Below are 15,688 nucleotides of genomic sequence, written 5' to 3'. Positions count from 1 at the left end.
GCAGCGATGGGCGCTGAAATGCTAAAGAATCCTTGCGACTTTCCGATAATAAAGAGGTACGTCTTTTCTTAGCCACTAATGAGTCTGCCATGCCCAAATTACGTGCTCTGTTGTTGTCCGCTACTTTGTTGATGCTTACCGCAACGGCTCAGGCATCAGTGCAGGCAGCAGAGGAGGCGGCGCTGGCGTGGTTGGTGAAGATCGATAACAGCGAGTATGAACAGGCATGGGAAGCCGCTTCGCCACTGCTGCGTACACCGCTTTCTGCTGCCATGCTTGAACGCACCGTTGCACTGTCGCGTAAGGACTTTGGCTCGGTGCAATCGCGCCGCCGAGTGCGCGTTTCGCAGTACACCTCCATGCCCGGCGCTCAGCGGGGTGACTTCAAGGTCGTCACTTTCCAGACCCAGTTTGCCAACCGCCCGCGGGTGGTGGAAGTGGTGACCCCGCATCTGGAAGAGGGTACCTGGCGGGTCAGCGGTTACTATATCGAGTGAGGGCTGGGCCAATCAGCCGCTAGCGCATCACACGATCATTCCCGCCAATGCCTGCATTATCAACACGATGACCAGCACCGCGCTGCCCAGCGCGAGGCTGGTCATCAGCGCATGGCGTTTCCACAGGGTTTCAACCCGTTTGCCATAGCGTTTCACCAGCCAGGCCAGCCCGTAGTAGCGTAGCCCGCGTGAGAGCAGCGCTGCCAGCACGAATAGCAGGATAGGGTAACCGGAAAGCCCGGCGGTAATCATGGCCACCTGGAAGGGGATGGGAAGAATGCCGATGGCCAGAATCGCGGCAAACCCGTAGCGGTTGAAGAAGCCCTGAAACGCCTGATAGCTCTCCTCCATGCCCATGAACTCGATAAACCAGGTCCCCAGCGATTGATAGAGCACCATGCCCACGCTATAGCCCACCAGCGACGCCACCAGGCAGCCCAGCGTGGTGGCCGTGGCAATCGCCCAGATCCGCTGTTTGTTCACCGCCATCAACGGGATCAGTACCAGCTCGATGGGCACGGGCAGGATGATGGTTTCCAGAAACGAGAGGGTGGCGATCAGCCAGAGCATGTGTTTGGAGCCGTTCAAACGCTCCAGCCAGTGCTGGGTACGGGTAGAGATCAGCGCCATCGTGTCCTCCTGACGTAAATGGCATGGCCGACTGGCGGCGGCGCACATGATGAATGTGCGGGGTTGTCGTGTAGAGTAGACTGTTGCGTACTCATTGACCGACGCACTTGGAGCGACTCACACGGAGTGACTCACATGAGTGATCATCATATCGTCATCATTCCGGCAGAGCCTCACTATCTGCCCACTGCGCAGCAGGTAGCCCAGGCCAAGGCTGCGTTGTGGCAGTGGATGCCCGAGGCAGAGAGTATAGACGAGCAGGTATCAGAGCATGTGATGTTTCATGACTGTGGCAGCAACTTCGAGTACGTGCGCTGTCACCTGTGCGCGCAAGAGCTGACCCTTCCTGAGTGGCATCTCGTGATGGATCAGGATTACGACGCACAGCGTGGCTTTGCGCTCCTTCCCCAGGCGCTGCCGTGCTGTGGCAGTGTCGCCAGCGTGCACCAGCTCGACTACTCCTTCCCCCAAGGGTTCGCTCGGTTTTCGCTCACGGCCATCAACCCCAGAACAGGGGCCATGAGCCCCCAACAGACCGAGTCGCTGCAACGCCACCTGGGGCAACCCTTGCGGGTGATTTACCGGCATGTGTAGTGCGCAAGATTCGGGTAGGTGTCGGGCCTTTCACTGGGTAAGCTTTAGCGAGCATCAGCCTCTTTTTGCCCCTTTGCCCGTGAGATGGACGCGATGAACGACTACGCCCGTATCGAAAAAGCCATGGCCTTCATGGTGGCCCACGCCGCCCAGCAGCCGAGCCTGGAGGCGGTGGCCGAGCAGGTACACTTGAGTGCGTTCCATTTTCAGCGGCTGTTCAGCCGCTATGTAGGGGTGAGTCCGAAGCGCTTTTTACAAGCGTTGACGTTGGCGCGGGGCAAGCAGTTGATTGCTTCTTCCCAGAGCCTTGCCGACACCGCCGAAGCGCTGGGGCTGAGCGGCGGCTCGCGGCTTTATGATCATTTCGTGACGCTGGAGGCGGTCACACCGGGGGAGTTCAAGCGCCAGGGGGAGGGCGTGGAGATTGCTTATGGGGTTCACCCCACGCCGTTTGGCCAGGTGCTGGTCGCCACCACCCCGAGAGGCATTTGCCGCATGGGCTTTTTGGCAGCGACACCCGAAGCGGAGATTCTGGCGCAGCTGGCCGCCGAGTGGCCGCGCTGTACCTTGCGCCACCAGCCGGACGCCACGCGTTACGCCGTCGAGGCGCTGTTCGAACCGCCGCGCCGCGCAGCGCCTGGGGCGCTTTCGCTGCATGTGCGGGGTACCAACTTTCAGCTCAACGTGTGGCGGGCGCTGCTGATGATCCCGGACGGGCAGCTTGCCAGCTACTCCCACATCGCCCAGTGGCTGGGGGCTCCGAAATCGTCTCGGGCGGTGGGTAACGCGGTGGGCGCCAACCCCGTGGCGCTGTGGATTCCCTGCCACCGGGTGATTCAGCAAAGCGGCGCCCTGGGTGGCTACCGCTGGGGGCTGGAGGTGAAACGCCAGGTCCAGGCCTGGGAAGCGGCCCAGCATCTGGAATCCTCGGACAGCGCTTGAAGCGAGTGACCGGCTAGGGCCCATCTAATGTCCAAATATGGACCAGCCCGTGCGCTGCACGAACATCTCCAGGGCGCGCACCCCCAGAAGGCTGTTGCCGTAGCTATCCAGCCCCGGTGACCAGACGGCCAGCGAGCCGCGCCCCGGCGCAATGGCCAGAATGCCGCCGCCCACGCCGCTCTTGCCCGGTAAGCCCACGCGGAAAGCAAATTCCCCCGAGGCATCGTAGTGGCCACACATCATCATCAACGAGTTGATTCGACGTGCCCGCTGGGGCGACACCACCCGGAGGTTGCTGGGGCGGTTGACGCCGTCGGAAGCCAGAAACAGCCCGGCGTGGGCCAGTTGCTCGCAGCTCATGGCGATGGCGCACTGGTGAAAGTAGGTGCCAAGCACTTTGTCCACGTCGTGGCGCAGCCGCCCAAAGGCTTTCATGAAGTGAGCCAGCGAGGCATTGCGGTCCTTGTACTGCATTTCCGAGGCGGCGACCTGATGGTCGAAGCAGATGCTGTTGTCGTCGGCGATATAGCGCACGAAGCTCAATATTTCGGCCAGGGTTTCCTTGGGGGCGTGGCCCATCATGATGGCGTCTACCACCGCAATGGCCCCGGCATTGATGAACGGGTTGCGCGGTTTACCGCTCTCGTGTTCCAGCTGCACGATGGAGTTGAAGGGGTCGCCGGAGGGTTCGCGGCCGACGTTGGACCACAGCGCATCGCCGAGCTTGCCCAGCGCAATGGTCAGGGTGAAGACCTTGGAAATACTCTGAATCGAGAACGGCGTGGCGGCGCAGCCCGCCGAGAAGCGCGCGCCCTCGACGGTGGCCAGGCTGATGGCAAACTGGTTGGGATCGACCTGGGCCAGTTGGGGAATGTAGTCGGCCACCTTGCCGCGCTCGGTGGCGTGGGATAGCTCGTCGGCAATCTCGTTCAGTAGCGTTTGCATCTCGGGGTCATCGCTCGTTTCAAGAGCCGCTACCCTAGCGGAAAACGAGCAGTCTGTCTGCCCGTTATCCGGCCCTTCCACGCCGCACCTTGTGCAGCCTGAGGACGCGCGATTTAATGGACGGATATTCAGCAACTGCGTAGGCCGAGAAGACGCCATGACCACACTGATGATTCAAGGCACCACCTCGGATGCAGGCAAAAGTACCGTGGTGGCGGGGCTGTGCCGTGTTTTGCAGCGCCGGGGGTTCTCGGTGGCTCCGTTCAAGCCCCAGAACATGGCGCTCAACAGCGCCGTGACCATCGATGGCGGAGAGATTGGCCGCTCTACTGCGCTTCAGGCCCAGGCGGCGGGGGTGATGCCGCACAGCGACATGAACCCGGTGCTGCTCAAGCCGGAAACGGACCGGGGTGCCCAGGTGATCCTGCGGGGCAAGGTACATGGCCATATGGATGCGCTGGATTATCACGCCTTCAAGCGTACCGCCCAGGCGAGTGTGATGGCCGCCTGGCAGGCGTTGTCCCAGCGCCATGAGGTGATCATTGCCGAAGGAGCGGGGAGCCCGGCAGAGATCAACCTGCGCAAGGGGGATATCGCCAACATGGGCTTTGCCGAAGCCGTGGATTGCCCGGTACTGCTGGTGGGCGATATCGACCGTGGCGGGGTGTTTGCCCAGCTGGTGGGTACCCTGGCGCTGCTGAGCGACAGCGAGCAGGCGCGGACCAGGGGGTTCATCATCAACCGTTTTCGGGGCGATATCGGGCTACTGGAGCCGGGGCTCGAGTGGCTGACGGCGCGCACCCGCAAGCCGGTACTGGGTACGTTGCCCTATCTGCCCGGGCTGCTGTTGGATGCCGAAGACAGCATTGGCACGGTGCAGGCAGAAAAACAGCGCGACACCCTGAATGTCATCGTGCCTGCCTTGCCACGCATCAGTAACCACACCGACTTCGATGCCTTGCGCCTGCACCCGCAGGTATCGTTGAGCTTTATCGGGCCGGACCAGCCGATACCGGCAGCTGATGTGATCATCCTGCCGGGCAGTAAAAGCACCGCCAGCGACCTGGCCTGGCTGAAGCGCCAAGGGTGGGAGGCTGCCATTGCCAGGCACTTGCGTTACGGGGGCAAGGTGCTGGGCATTTGCGGCGGTTTTCAGATGCTGGGGGAGTGGGTGGACGACCCCGAAGGGCTGGAGGGAACCGCCGGGCGGGTGGCGGGCCTGGGCTGGCTGGCGCTTTCGACGCGCATGGCCCCGGCCAAGCAACTGCGCAACGTGCACGGAGTGCTGGCCGGTAGCCAGGTGGCGGTGAGCGGCTACGAAATCCATCACGGCGTGAGTGAGGGCAAGGCGCTGGAGCGCCCGCTCTTCGACCTGGGCGGCCATTTTGATGGGGCCATCAGCGAAGATGGGCAAGTGTTGGGGACCTACCTGCACGGGTTGTTCGACCACCCCGATGCCTGTCAGGCCTTGCTGGAACGCTTGGGGCTGGCCAGCGCCAGTCGCATCGATTACACCGCCCACCGTGAACAGGCGCTGGACCGCCTGGCCGATACGCTGGAGGCGCACCTGGATATCGAAGCAATACTGGCCTTGCTGAGGTGAAGGCAAACATTTACTTTTCTGGGCTTGCTTTGCGTGCCCGCTTGGCCATCAGGGTAATTTCTACCTGGCTGCCACCGCAGATATGCGGGGATTCGGTGCAAGTTCGTGCGGGGTAGCGTCCTGGTTCAAAGAAGTCAGCATAGACGCTGTCCAAAGCGCTAATCTGTTTCAGATCCGCCAAGTGAACATCTACCCTCACGACATCCGCGAGGCTACCGCCTTCCTGCACCAGCATGCGTTCCAGCTCACGCATCACCAAACGGGTCTCTTCTTTCACATCACCACGGGCTACGTCGCCATTGGAGAGATCGGCCACGGTAAGGCCAGAGATAAACGCGTAGTGGTCGTCGATTACCATGTGGCTGCCCGGAAAGTCGGGTTTAGGCAGAGTAGGATCGTTGATGAACTGTGTCATGTGTTCTCCTTGGCAATACAAACATGCCTTGCCCATAGTGCGACTGTGCCATAACCACTGGGTTCCATCGAAACAGGCTGGTGTCTCCCCGCGCTTTGCTCTACGCTGGCGGGCTTTTATAGCCCGCCAGCGCTTATTGAAGGGCGGGGTAGATGAACGCAACGAGAGGGCGTCATGAAGGTAGTCCATGTAAGTGAACGTGCCCAGCGGGATGCGTGTTTGGCCAAATTGTGTGCTGAAGTCTATGGCCAGGCGGCAGGGTTGACGCCGCTGGTGGTCTTCACCGGTACTCGGAACGTGCTGTTTGCCCAGGAAGGCGCGCGCTTGCTGGCGGGGGTGGATGGCAACGGCAAGCCGCTGGCCCTGGCGCTGCTGGTGCTGGACGAGAAAGGCCAGGGCATGACCGTCACCCATGCCTGCGAGCTGGTGGAAGGGGCCAAGGCCCGTCTGCTGAGCGAACTGAGCCTGAAGGCGCCGCTACGTGTCGAGGTGAGCAGTGAGCAGGAAGAGGCGTTCTACCAGCAGTGCGGGTTCAAGCGCTGGTGGACCACGGCGCAGGGCCAGCGCGTTGGGCTCGTGGCGCGCCATCCTGCCAGCCATGTGGATGAGCTGGCGCCCACCCTGGAGCTGGACGAGGCGTTGATTCTGCGTCGTTTCAAGCACGACGCGGCCGCTTTCGGCCAGGCCAAGGAAGCCTTCCTGGCGGGCTTGAATCAGTTCCCGACGTCTTTGTAGCCTTCAGGTGGAGCGGCGTGTTCCATGTTTGAGAACCTGTTTGCACGTTGTTGTCACGAAGCGTCGTCAAGTTCAGGGTAAAATGGCTTCCTCAATAGTGATAGTTATGAGGAATTTGCATCATGGCGCTTGCGATCATGGATTCGACGTCTCGTTACGGCCTGGTGAGTCGGGCGTTGCACTGGGGCATGGCCCTGCTGTTCGTTTGGCAATTCAGTGGCGCTGGGGCACGGGTGCTGCTGGAAGATACGGCCATTGAAAGCTTCTTGTGGGGCACTCATCGAAACGTTGGCGTGCTGCTGATGACGCTGGTGGTACTGCGGGCGCTCTGGGCGTTGGCCAATGCCTCGCGCCGCCCGCCTGCCGTGAGCGTCATGGCCAAGCTGGGCCATCTGGCGCTTTATGGCGTGATGATCGCAGTACCCACCATTGCGCTGATTCGTCAGTACGGCTCGGGGCGGCCGCTGGAGGTATTCGGCGTGCCGCTGATGTCGGGAGGCGGTGAGCGTGTGGAGTGGATGATCAACCTGGGGGGCTTGCTGCACGGTGAGCTTGGCTGGGCACTGCTGGTACTGGTGCTGGGCCATATCGGCATGGCGGTGTTGCACCGCCGTTTGACAGGCCACAGCCTGATGACCCGCATGGCATAGCCTGCGCGCCCGTTCAGCATAGCGTCCATAAAAACGGCGTGCCTCCTGGGCACGCCGTTTTTTGTGCGCTGCAGTTTTGGTGAATAGTTGAGGCGGATAGTCGTGGTGAATAGACGTCCGCTACTTGGCCAGGTCACGCATGGCGTTTTCCAGCCCCTCCAGGGTCATGGGGTACATGCGGTCGTCGATCAGCTCGCGGATCAGGGTGGTCGAGTAGGTGTACTCCCAGGCGCGGGGTGGCATGGGGTTCAGCCACGCCAACCGGGGGAATTTATCGGCCAGCCGTTTGAGCCACACTCCGCCCGCTTCGTCGTTGAAGTGCTCCACGCTACCACCCCGGTGGGTGACCTCGTAAGGCGACATGGCGGCGTCGCCGACGATGACCACCTGGTAGTCCGCGCCGTAGGTGTGCAGTACGTCCATGGTAGGGATACGCTCGTTGCCACGGCGCAGGTTGTTTTTCCAGACGCCTTCGTAGAGGCAGTTATGGAAGTAGTAGTGCTCCAGGTGCTTGAACTCGGAGCGCGCCGCAGAAAAGAGCTCTTCGCATACCCGGATGTGGTCGTCCATGGAGCCGCCCACGTCCAGAAACAGCAGCACCTTGACCGCATTGTGGCGCTCCGAGCGCATCTGGATATTGAGCAGCCCGGCATCGCGGGCGGTTTCGCGAATGGTGCCGTCCACATCGAACTCGTCCCTGGCGCCCTGGCGGGCGAATTTGCGCAGCCGTCGCAGGGCCATTTTGATGTTGCGGGTGCCCAGCTCCAGAGAGTCGTCGTAATCGCGAAAGCGTCGCTCGTCCCACACTTTGGTGGCGCGGCGGTGGCGGGAGCCGTCTTGCCCAATTCGAATGCCTTCCGGGTTGTAGCCGTAGGCCCCAAAGGGGCTGGTGCCGCCGGTGCCAATCCACTTGTTGCCCCCCGCGTGGCGCTCTTTCTGCTCTTCCAGGCGCTTCTTGAAGGTCTCGATGAGCTCTTCCAACCCGCCCAGCGACTCGATCCTGGCTTTCTCTTCATCGGTCAGCTGTTTCTCGAATTCGCGGCGCAGCCACTCGTCGGGAATCAGCGCTTCGATGGCGGCGTCCATGTCCTCGATGCCCTTGAACCAGGCGGCAAAAGCGCGATCGAAGCGGTCGAAGTGGCGCTCATCCTTCACCATGACCGTGCGCGCGACCTGATAGAACGCCTCCATATCGGCAAACACCACGCTGCGCTCCACCACCGCGTGAAGGTCTAAAAGCTCCCGCAGTGAAACGGGTACGCCTGCGCGTTTCAGGGTCTCGAACAAGCCGATGAACATGGCTTAGCGCCCGCTGTTCTTCTGGCGACGCATCATGAACGCCAGGCGTTCCAGCAGGTGGGTGTCCTGCTCGTTCTTGACCAGCGCGCCGGCCATGGGCGGTAGCGCCTTGGCGGGGTCGCGATGATACAGCGCTTCCTGGGCCAGCTCGTCGGCCATCAGCAGCTTGAGCCAATCGACCAGCTCGGAAGTGGAAGGCTTCTTCTTCAGCCCTGGAGCGCTGCGCAGGTCGAAAAAGACCTCCAGCGCCTCGCTGGCGAGCCTGGGGGCGATGTCGGGAAAGTGAACGTCGACGATGGCCTGCATGGTCTCGCGGTCGGGGAACTCGATGTAGTGGAAGAAGCAGCGGCGCAGGAAGGCGTCCGGCAGCTCTTTTTCATTGTTGGACGTGATGACGATGATCGGGCGCTGCTCGGCACGGATGGTCTCGCCGGTTTCATAAACGTGAAACTCCATACGATCCAGCTCCTGGAGCAGGTCGTTGGGGAATTCGATGTCCGCCTTGTCGATTTCGTCGATCAACAGCACGACACGCTCGCCAGCGGTGAAGGCTTCCCAGAGCTTGCCGGGCTTGATGTAGTTGCCGACGTTCTCGACGCCTTCCACGCCCAGCTGCGAGTCGCGCAGGCGGCTCACCGCATCGTATTCGTAGAGCCCCTGGGCTGCCTTGGTGCTGGACTTGATATGCCAGGTGATCAGCCGAGTGCCCAGCGAAGCCGCCAGCTCTTCGGCCAGCAGCGTCTTGCCGGTGCCCGGCTCGCCCTTGATGAGCAGCGGGCGCTGGAGTACCACGGCGGCATTCACCGCCTGCTTAAGCGCGTCGGTTGCGATGTAAGAAGAAGTGGATTCAAACGCCATGGGAGAGCCTCGGCTTGTCGAAAGCGGGTTTATAAAAGGGTAAACGAATTCAAACAAGTGTACGTGAGGGTTGTGCTCAAGGCCAAGAGGATACACCGCGATGGCTACGACGGGTGGTATGCCGGTGTCTCAAAAGTTACACTTATCTGCGTAACTTAATCACTCCGCAGCTGTCATAATCGCTACAACAGAAGATAACGATAGCGTGGAACGAGAGGGCAACGTCATGCATGCCAACGTCAACCAGCTGCGTTTACAAACCAGGGCGCTCTTGGCGGCGACGCAGCGCGGGGAAACCGTCGACATCACCTACCGTGGTAAGCCTTGTGCTCGGTTAATCGGTGTCGTTGAGAACGACCAGAAAACGCGCCCGGAGCGTAACCCTGCCTTCGGTTTATGGGCGGATCAGGGTAGCTCGAATGGCAACGATGTCGAGTCACAAGTGCGTCGCTTGCGCGCTCCACGTAACTTCGAGATGAGTGAGTGATGCTCGTCGATACAGACGTACTGATCTGGAATCTCCGCGGTAATATTGCGGCGGCAGAACGACTGGATGACTTGCCTGGTTTTTCGTTGTCCGCTGTGAGTTATATGGAGTTGGTTCAGGGCATGCGCAACAAGCAAGAACTCAACCAACTGCGCCAAGCGCTACACTATTGGCAGGCGAAAATAGTTCATTTGGACGAAGGCGTCTCGGCGCGTGCCACGTTTCTGGTCGAAAGCTACGCACTCAGCCATAACATGCAAATGGCAGATGCACTTATTGCCGCAACGGCCATGGAACTGGGGGCTCCCTTGCTAACCGCCAATGATCGCCATTACCGACATATTGATGGGTTGGATTTAGACATCTTTCGTCCAGGTTAAATGGCTCAGTCGGTCGCTGAACAACATATCACCCCTGCCAGTTCGGCGGCACTATGCCTTGCTGCTGCATCTTCCGGTATACGGTAGGCCTCGAGACCCCAAGCAGACGAGCCACGGCGCTAATGTTCCAGTGCTGCTCCTTGAGTGTTTCCAGCAGTGTGTGATCGCTGTCGCTACCAGCGACTGCCGTCAGGGGAGGTGCTTGCCGCGTGATGCGTTGGCTTAGGCACTGCTCGGGTAAATCATAAACTGTGATTTCCTCGCTTTCTGAGGTGGCCAAGGCAAACGCCAGTGCATTTTTTAGTTGGCGGATATTACCAGGCCAAGTGTAGGCCAGCAGGGCGCTGATGGCATCGGCTCTCAGGCGGGGCGTGTGCGCCCCCTGGCGCTCGTTGACGACCTCATCGAACACCTGACGAATCACGAAGAGCCGGTCGGCTCGCTCACGCAGGGCGGGCAGGCTGAGCTGGGCGCCGTTCAGGCGGTAATAAAGGTCTTCGCGGAACTCACCCTGGGCAATCATGGCGTCGATATGGCGGTGGGTGGCGGAAATGACCCGAATATCGACTTTTTCGGGTTTATTCGCCCCCAGCGGCATCACTTCGCGCTCGGCCAGTACCCGCAGCAGGCGGGTTTGCAGCGCCAGCGGCATGTCGCCGATCTCATCCAGAAACAGGGTGCCGCCATGGGCCTGGGGGATCAGCCCGCGCATGCCTTTGGCTCGGCCGCCGGTAAAGGCGCCGGGTTCGTAGCCAAACAGCTCGCTTTCGATCAGGGCTTCGGGAATGGCCGCACAGTTCACCGCCACGAAGGGGCCGTTGGCCCGGTGTCCGCTGTCGTGCAGGGCTCTCGCCACGACTTCCTTGCCGGCGCCTGTTTCGCCGGTGATCAACACGTTGACGCTGACCTCATTGCGCAACCGATCGGCAAGCTTCTGGACTTTGCGCATGGCGGGGTCGTCGCCACCCAGCCGTGCCAACGGCGCGGCCAAGGGAGTCTGGGAGCGCTCTGCTGCCTCTCGGCGGGGCCGTTTTGGCTCCAGCAGGCTGAGAAAATAGATGGTATTGCTGGCACGGGCACGAAACGCTCGCAGTTGGTCGTCGCTGGCGCCATTGATGCTCAGTACGTCGGCCATGTCGCACTCGAACAGTTCACCCAGCATGGGGGCGTGATGGCTTGACCAGGGCGGCCAGCGGCGCTGGTGCGCACTGATCAGCTCGCGGCCCACGGCGTTGGCGGCAATCACTTGGCCGTTCTCTTCCATGGCGATGAGACCGCGCCCGTTGACATGCACGAATTCCCGCGAGGTATCCAGGCGCACCATCAGGCAGTCGCGGTAGCGCTGCAAGAAGTAGGCATCTTCGATCATGCGGGCGTAAAGGGTGACCAGCGAGAGGCTGAAGTTCTGGCTTTCGTGCTGGGCCGGTGAGTGGAGCGCTGAAATGTCCAGCACGGCCATGACGTTGCCCTGCGGGTCGGCGATGGGGGCAGCGGTGCAGGTGAGTGAAATATGCGTGGCGTCGAAGTGCTCCTGACGGTGGCAAATGATCGCCTGGCGGTCGTGCAGGCAGGTGCCCACCGCACAGGTGCCCGCGAAGCGCTCGTCCCAGTCGGCACCCAAATAGAGGCCCGCCTTGCGTAGCTGCTGGTCTTGGCTTGGGTTGCCGCGAAACTCGACGGTAATGCCCCGGTGGTCGGTGAGCAACAGCACGTAGCCGAGCTGGGCGATTTGTCCGTAGAGCTGGTCGACCCCGGCTCGGGCAACGTGCAGCAGTTCATCGACGGATTCGCGATGCTCGAGCAGTGTTTGCTGGGGCACCACTCGGGCAGGGCGGGGCTGCGTGGGGTCGAGCCGATACTCGTTCAAGCAGCGCAGCCAGGAGCGGCGGATAGTGGCCTGCGCCGGTAGCTGGGGCACATCCAGCCCTTCGCCGAGCTGAAAGATGTGTTCGATGTGCTGGCGCTGCATCGGGGCCAGGCGGGTCGGTGGCAGTGATGGCGTTGGCATGGCGTATCCACACAAAATTCTTGTTGTGTCTCCAGCCTATGCGCTTTGTGGTGGGTGTCAACGAGGGCGTATTACGCCGTTAGTCGCGCGTTACACCTGTAACGTGGCGCGTACACAAGGCGTGACAGCTGTACGCGGTTGGCACGGTTTTATAGCGCTTCGAAGATGCTTGATTGATGATGTTTTTCAGTCATTTATTACCGGTTTTGAGCGTTTGGCACGGCGGGTGCTTAGGGTTGGGTGTCTTATCGACAGCTCAACAATAACAACGACTCTGGAGTACCCGCGATGACTCACACCGAGGCAAGTACACCCTCTAACGCCACCACCTCCGTTCAGGCATGGCTGCAGGCCCTGGATGACGCGCTGCAGGCGCAGGATATTCAGCGCGTATTAACGCTGTTCAACGACGAGTGCTATTGGCGCGACTTTTTATCCTTTACCTGGAATCTCAAAACCTGCGAAGGCAAACAGGAGATTCAGGCGATGCTGGAGGCCACCCTGGCGAATACCCGGCCTGGCCAGTGGCAGATAGACGGCGACGCCAGTGAGAACGGCGATACCGTGGAGGCGTGGTTCACGTTTAAAACGGCCATTGCCAGCGGCAAAGGCTACCTGCGGTTGAAGAACGGCAAGTGTTGGACGCTGCTCACCACCCTGCAGGCGCTGGATGATTTTCCCGAACCGCGTAACCACCACCGCCCCAAAGGGGCCGAGCATGGCGCCAACAAACAGCGCGAAACCTGGCTGGAAGCCCGCGAGCGTGAAGAGGCTGAGCTGGGCTATACGCGCCAGCCCTACTGCGTGATCATCGGAGGAGGACAAGGCGGCATTGGCCTGGGGGCGCGGCTAAAGCAGATGGGCGTGCCTACCCTCATCATCGAGCGTAACGAACGCGCGGGGGACTCCTGGCGCAAGCGCTATAAATCCCTCTGCCTGCATGACCCGGTGTGGTACGACCACCTGCCCTATATTCCGTTTCCCGACAACTGGCCGGTGTTTGCCCCGAAAGACAAAGTGGGCGACTGGCTGGAAATGTACACAAAAGTGATGGAGCTCAACTATTGGAGTTCCACCACCTGCGATAATGCACGCTTCGATGAAGCTGCAGGCGAGTGGGTGGTGAACGTCAAGCGCAACGGTGAGCAGATCACGCTACGTCCGAAACAGCTGGTGATGGCCACCGGCATGTCGGGCATGCCTAACATCCCCAAATTTCCGGGCGCGGAGTATTTCGAAGGCGAGCAACAGCACTCCAGCCAGCATCCGGGGCCAGACGCCTACGCCGGTAAAAAGTGCGTGATCGTGGGGTCGAACAACTCGGCCCACGACATTGCGGCGGCTCTCTGGGAGCACGATGCCGATGTCACTATGCTTCAGCGCTCTTCGACGCATATCGTCAAGTCGGACTCGTTGATGGAAGAGGTGCTGGGGCCGCTCTATTCGGAAAATGCGGTGGCGGGTGGCCTGACCCATGACAAGGCTGACCTGCTGTTTGCGTCGATTCCCTACAAGGTGCTGCCCGATTTCCAGCGGCCAGCCTTCGCCGCCATCAAGCAGCGTGATGCGGCGTTTATCGTATACGCCACGGGCTATGGCTCGATGAATGGCTGGGCGGCACTACTCGCACTACCTGGCGCTGCAGTTGAAAGCGCGTATGGAAGGTCTGGAAACCCCCGTGTACGGGCTTCAGCCGGTACATCATGTGTCTTGATAGGAAGGGCTAGATATGAGTCAAACCAATATGCAAGCAGCGGTATGGTATGCGGCCAGGGATCTTCGCGTGGAGCAGGTGCCGGTGCCAGCGATTAACGACCCTCACTCGGTGAAGGTGAAAGTAGCCGCCTGTGGGATCTGCGGCAGCGATTTGCATGAATACGCCGCCGGGCCGATTTTCATCCCGGTGGGCAAGCCGCACCCCATCAGCGGCGAACAGGCGCCCATCATCATGGGCCATGAGTTTGCGGGGGAAGTGGTGGAGGTCGGTGAAAAAGTCACCCGCGTGAAGGTGGGGGATCGCGTCGCCATCGAGCCGATCCTGTCGCCCAACAAGGATGGCGCTTACCAGATGGAGCGCTACAACCTGACGCCGCTGCTCGGCTTCCACGGCCTTTCCGGTGGCGGCGGTGGCTTTTCCGAGTTCACCGTCATGGGCGAGCACATGGTGCACAAACTGCCGGATGACCTGAGCTTCGAGCAGGGGGCCCTGGTAGAACCCGCCGCCGTGGCGCTGCATGCGGTGCGCCAGAGCAGCCTGAAGGCCGGGGATAGTGCTGCGGTGTTCGGCGCCGGGCCGATTGGCCTGATGACCATCGAGGCCCTCAAGGCCGCCGGGGCTGCGCAGATCTACGCGATAGAAGTCGCGCCATCCCGCAAAGCCAAAGCCGAAGCGTTGGGAGCCATCGTGGTCGACCCACAGCAAGAAGACGCCGTGGAGAAGCTGCACGCAGTGAGCGAGGGTGGGGTCGATGTGGCGTTCGAAGTCACCGGCATTCCCGCCGTGCTCAACCAGGCGCTGCACAGTACCCACGAAGGCGGCGAAGTGGTGGTGGTGAGCATTTGGGAGGGGGACGCCAGCTTCCAGCCCAATGACCTGGTCATCAAGGAGCGCACCATGAAAGGCATCATTGCCTATCGGCATGTCTATCCGGCGGTGATGGCGTTGATGCAGCGGGGCTATTTCCGGGCCGAAGACATGGTCACCCAGCGTATTCCTCTGGCCAACATCGTCGAAGAGGGCTTCGAGGCGCTGTTGAGCGACAAGGCGCAGGTGAAAATCATCGTCACGCCCTAGGGCCGCCTTTCGTCACCCGCAAAGGCCATCTTCGGATGGCCTTTTTTGGCATGAGCGGGTCGCTACTCGGCGTAGATCATTTTGCGGGTCATGCCGCCGTCGGCCACGATGTTCTGACCGGTGATGAACCCGGCCTCGTCGGACAGCAGAAAGCGCGTCAGGGCAGCGATGTCTTGGGGCGTGCCCACGCGCCCAGCCGGGTGCTGGTCACGATCGATGGCGCGGTGCTCCACCGGCTGCTGGCGGCTGGGCTTTTGCCAGTCGCCCACTTCGATCCAGCCTGGGCTGATGGCGTTGACGCGAATGTCCGGGCCAAGGCTCACGGCAAGCGCATGGGTGAGGGCCACGATGCCGCCTTTGCTGGCCGCATACGCTTCGGTGTCGGGCTCGGATTGCAGGGCCCGGGACGAGGCCATCAGCACGATACTGCCTCCATGGGGCCGCAAATGCGCCGCCCCATGCTTGGCGCACAGGAACGCGCCGGTGAGGTTGGTATTCAAATAGGCTTGCCAGGTTTCCAGTGTCAGCTGTTCGATCGTGCCATGAAACGGGTCGGCGATGCCCGCGTTATGGACGATGCCATCCAGCCTGCCAAAGTGTTGCACGGTGCGTTCAAGCGTGCGGGCAATGTGTTCCTCTTGGCTGACGTCAGTTTCCAGAACCAGTAGCTGGTCGTACTGTTTCAGTCGCAGCGCCGCAGCGCGCAGCGCCTCTGCATCGATATCGACGATGGCCACCTGGTGGCCGTGGGAGAGTAGCTCGTCCGCGATGCCCAAACCAATCCCCTGGGCACCGCCGGTCACATACACTGTTTTACGCTGCATCATGACGATTTTACCGCTTGAAGGCCA

At 61.1% G+C, this 15,688-nt stretch carries 16 protein-coding genes and 1 pseudogene; 10 read left to right on the top strand and 7 right to left on the bottom strand.

The genetic code is table 11. The features are described from left to right. Nucleotides 1-89 precede the first annotated feature (89 nt). Nucleotides 90-497 (top strand): DUF4019 domain-containing protein, encoded by a 408-nt coding sequence (locus KVY02_RS10140; protein WP_218313478.1) that lies wholly within the window; start codon nucleotides 90-92, stop codon nucleotides 495-497. A 27-nt stretch (nucleotides 498-524) separates the two neighbouring features. Here KVY02_RS10140 and KVY02_RS10135 read toward each other — a convergent pair whose 3' ends face one another. Beyond that, nucleotides 525-1,127: a YqaA family protein gene (locus tag KVY02_RS10135; RefSeq protein WP_218313477.1), complete on the bottom strand. Its 603-nt coding sequence runs from the start codon at nucleotides 1,125-1,127 to the stop codon at nucleotides 525-527. Between the two features lie 135 nt (nucleotides 1,128-1,262). Here KVY02_RS10135 and KVY02_RS10130 point away from each other — a divergent pair, with 135 nt between their 5' ends. Together KVY02_RS10130 and KVY02_RS10125 are read left to right on the top strand one after the other, a co-directional pair. Next, the gene (locus KVY02_RS10130; RefSeq protein ID WP_081138886.1) at nucleotides 1,263-1,721 is read left to right on the top strand and encodes a hypothetical protein; all 459 of its coding nucleotides are present in this window, start codon (nucleotides 1,263-1,265) and stop codon (nucleotides 1,719-1,721) included. Nucleotides 1,722-1,814: 93 nt separating this feature from the next. Further along, complete coding sequence (locus KVY02_RS10125; protein WP_016914138.1) at nucleotides 1,815-2,663, top strand: methylated-DNA--[protein]-cysteine S-methyltransferase; 849 nt, start codon at nucleotides 1,815-1,817, stop codon at nucleotides 2,661-2,663. A 24-nt stretch (nucleotides 2,664-2,687) separates the two neighbouring features. On the opposite strand, the gene KVY02_RS10120 is transcribed toward KVY02_RS10125, so the two are convergent. Further along, a complete protein-coding gene (locus KVY02_RS10120) occupies nucleotides 2,688-3,608 on the bottom strand; it encodes a glutaminase (protein ID WP_218313476.1) in 921 nt (306 codons plus the stop codon). 157 nt (nucleotides 3,609-3,765) lie between these two features. On the opposite strand from KVY02_RS10120, the gene KVY02_RS10115 reads away from it, so the two are divergent. Next, the gene (locus tag KVY02_RS10115) at nucleotides 3,766-5,211 is read left to right on the top strand and encodes a cobyric acid synthase (protein WP_218313475.1); all 1,446 of its coding nucleotides are present in this window, start codon (nucleotides 3,766-3,768) and stop codon (nucleotides 5,209-5,211) included. 10 nt (nucleotides 5,212-5,221) lie between these two features. Here KVY02_RS10115 and KVY02_RS10110 read toward each other — a convergent pair whose 3' ends face one another. Then, on the bottom strand, nucleotides 5,222-5,626 hold the full coding sequence (locus KVY02_RS10110) for a RidA family protein (protein WP_081192863.1): 405 nt from the start codon (nucleotides 5,624-5,626) through the stop codon (nucleotides 5,222-5,224). Nucleotides 5,627-5,800: 174 nt separating this feature from the next. Between KVY02_RS10110 and KVY02_RS10105 the strand changes: the two genes are divergently transcribed. Further along, nucleotides 5,801-6,361, top strand: coding sequence for a hypothetical protein (locus KVY02_RS10105; protein ID WP_189463441.1), 561 nt, complete (start codon nucleotides 5,801-5,803; stop codon nucleotides 6,359-6,361). A 122-nt stretch (nucleotides 6,362-6,483) separates the two neighbouring features. After that, entirely contained in the window at nucleotides 6,484-7,011 is a 528-nt protein-coding gene (locus tag KVY02_RS10100; protein ID WP_218313474.1) for a cytochrome b, read from the top strand. A gap of 120 nt (nucleotides 7,012-7,131) precedes the next feature. On the opposite strand, the gene KVY02_RS10095 is transcribed toward KVY02_RS10100, so the two are convergent. Beyond that, entirely contained in the window at nucleotides 7,132-8,310 is a 1,179-nt protein-coding gene (locus KVY02_RS10095; RefSeq protein ID WP_218313473.1) for a vWA domain-containing protein, read from the bottom strand. 3 nt (nucleotides 8,311-8,313) lie between these two features. Then, nucleotides 8,314-9,168, bottom strand: a complete 855-nt coding sequence (locus tag KVY02_RS10090; RefSeq protein ID WP_081192867.1) for an AAA family ATPase — start codon at nucleotides 9,166-9,168, stop codon at nucleotides 8,314-8,316. 226 nt (nucleotides 9,169-9,394) lie between these two features. On the opposite strand from KVY02_RS10090, the gene KVY02_RS10085 reads away from it, so the two are divergent. Next, nucleotides 9,395-9,655 (top strand): type II toxin-antitoxin system Phd/YefM family antitoxin, encoded by a 261-nt coding sequence (locus KVY02_RS10085; protein WP_081138897.1) that lies wholly within the window; start codon nucleotides 9,395-9,397, stop codon nucleotides 9,653-9,655. Further along, entirely contained in the window at nucleotides 9,655-10,035 is a 381-nt protein-coding gene (locus KVY02_RS10080; protein ID WP_081138899.1) for a type II toxin-antitoxin system VapC family toxin, read from the top strand. The genes KVY02_RS10085 and KVY02_RS10080 overlap by 1 nt, the downstream gene beginning before the upstream one ends. Before the next feature lie 28 nt (nucleotides 10,036-10,063). Here the strand turns inward: KVY02_RS10080 and KVY02_RS10075 are convergent, their stop codons facing one another. Next, nucleotides 10,064-12,043, bottom strand: coding sequence for a sigma-54-dependent Fis family transcriptional regulator (locus KVY02_RS10075; protein ID WP_218313472.1), 1,980 nt, complete (start codon nucleotides 12,041-12,043; stop codon nucleotides 10,064-10,066). Between the two features lie 288 nt (nucleotides 12,044-12,331). Between KVY02_RS10075 and KVY02_RS10070 the strand changes: the two are divergent. After that, nucleotides 12,332-13,757 (top strand): annotated as a pseudogene (locus tag KVY02_RS10070) (NAD(P)-binding domain-containing protein). Nucleotides 13,758-13,772: 15 nt separating this feature from the next. Continuing rightward, complete coding sequence (locus KVY02_RS10065; protein WP_305729921.1) at nucleotides 13,773-14,837, top strand: 2,3-butanediol dehydrogenase; 1,065 nt, start codon at nucleotides 13,773-13,775, stop codon at nucleotides 14,835-14,837. A gap of 62 nt (nucleotides 14,838-14,899) precedes the next feature. Here KVY02_RS10065 and KVY02_RS10060 read toward each other — a convergent pair whose 3' ends face one another. Further along, the gene (locus KVY02_RS10060; RefSeq protein ID WP_218313471.1) at nucleotides 14,900-15,664 is read right to left on the bottom strand and encodes an SDR family oxidoreductase; all 765 of its coding nucleotides are present in this window, start codon (nucleotides 15,662-15,664) and stop codon (nucleotides 14,900-14,902) included. Between the last annotated feature and the right edge of the window lie 24 nt (nucleotides 15,665-15,688).

The organism is Halomonas sp. 18071143 (genome assembly GCF_019211725.1).
GTDB classification, from domain to species: Bacteria; Pseudomonadota; Gammaproteobacteria; order Pseudomonadales; family Halomonadaceae; genus Vreelandella; species Vreelandella stevensii.
Note: the sequence above shows the minus strand (reverse complement) of the source record. Positions and strands in the feature narration are given on the sequence as shown.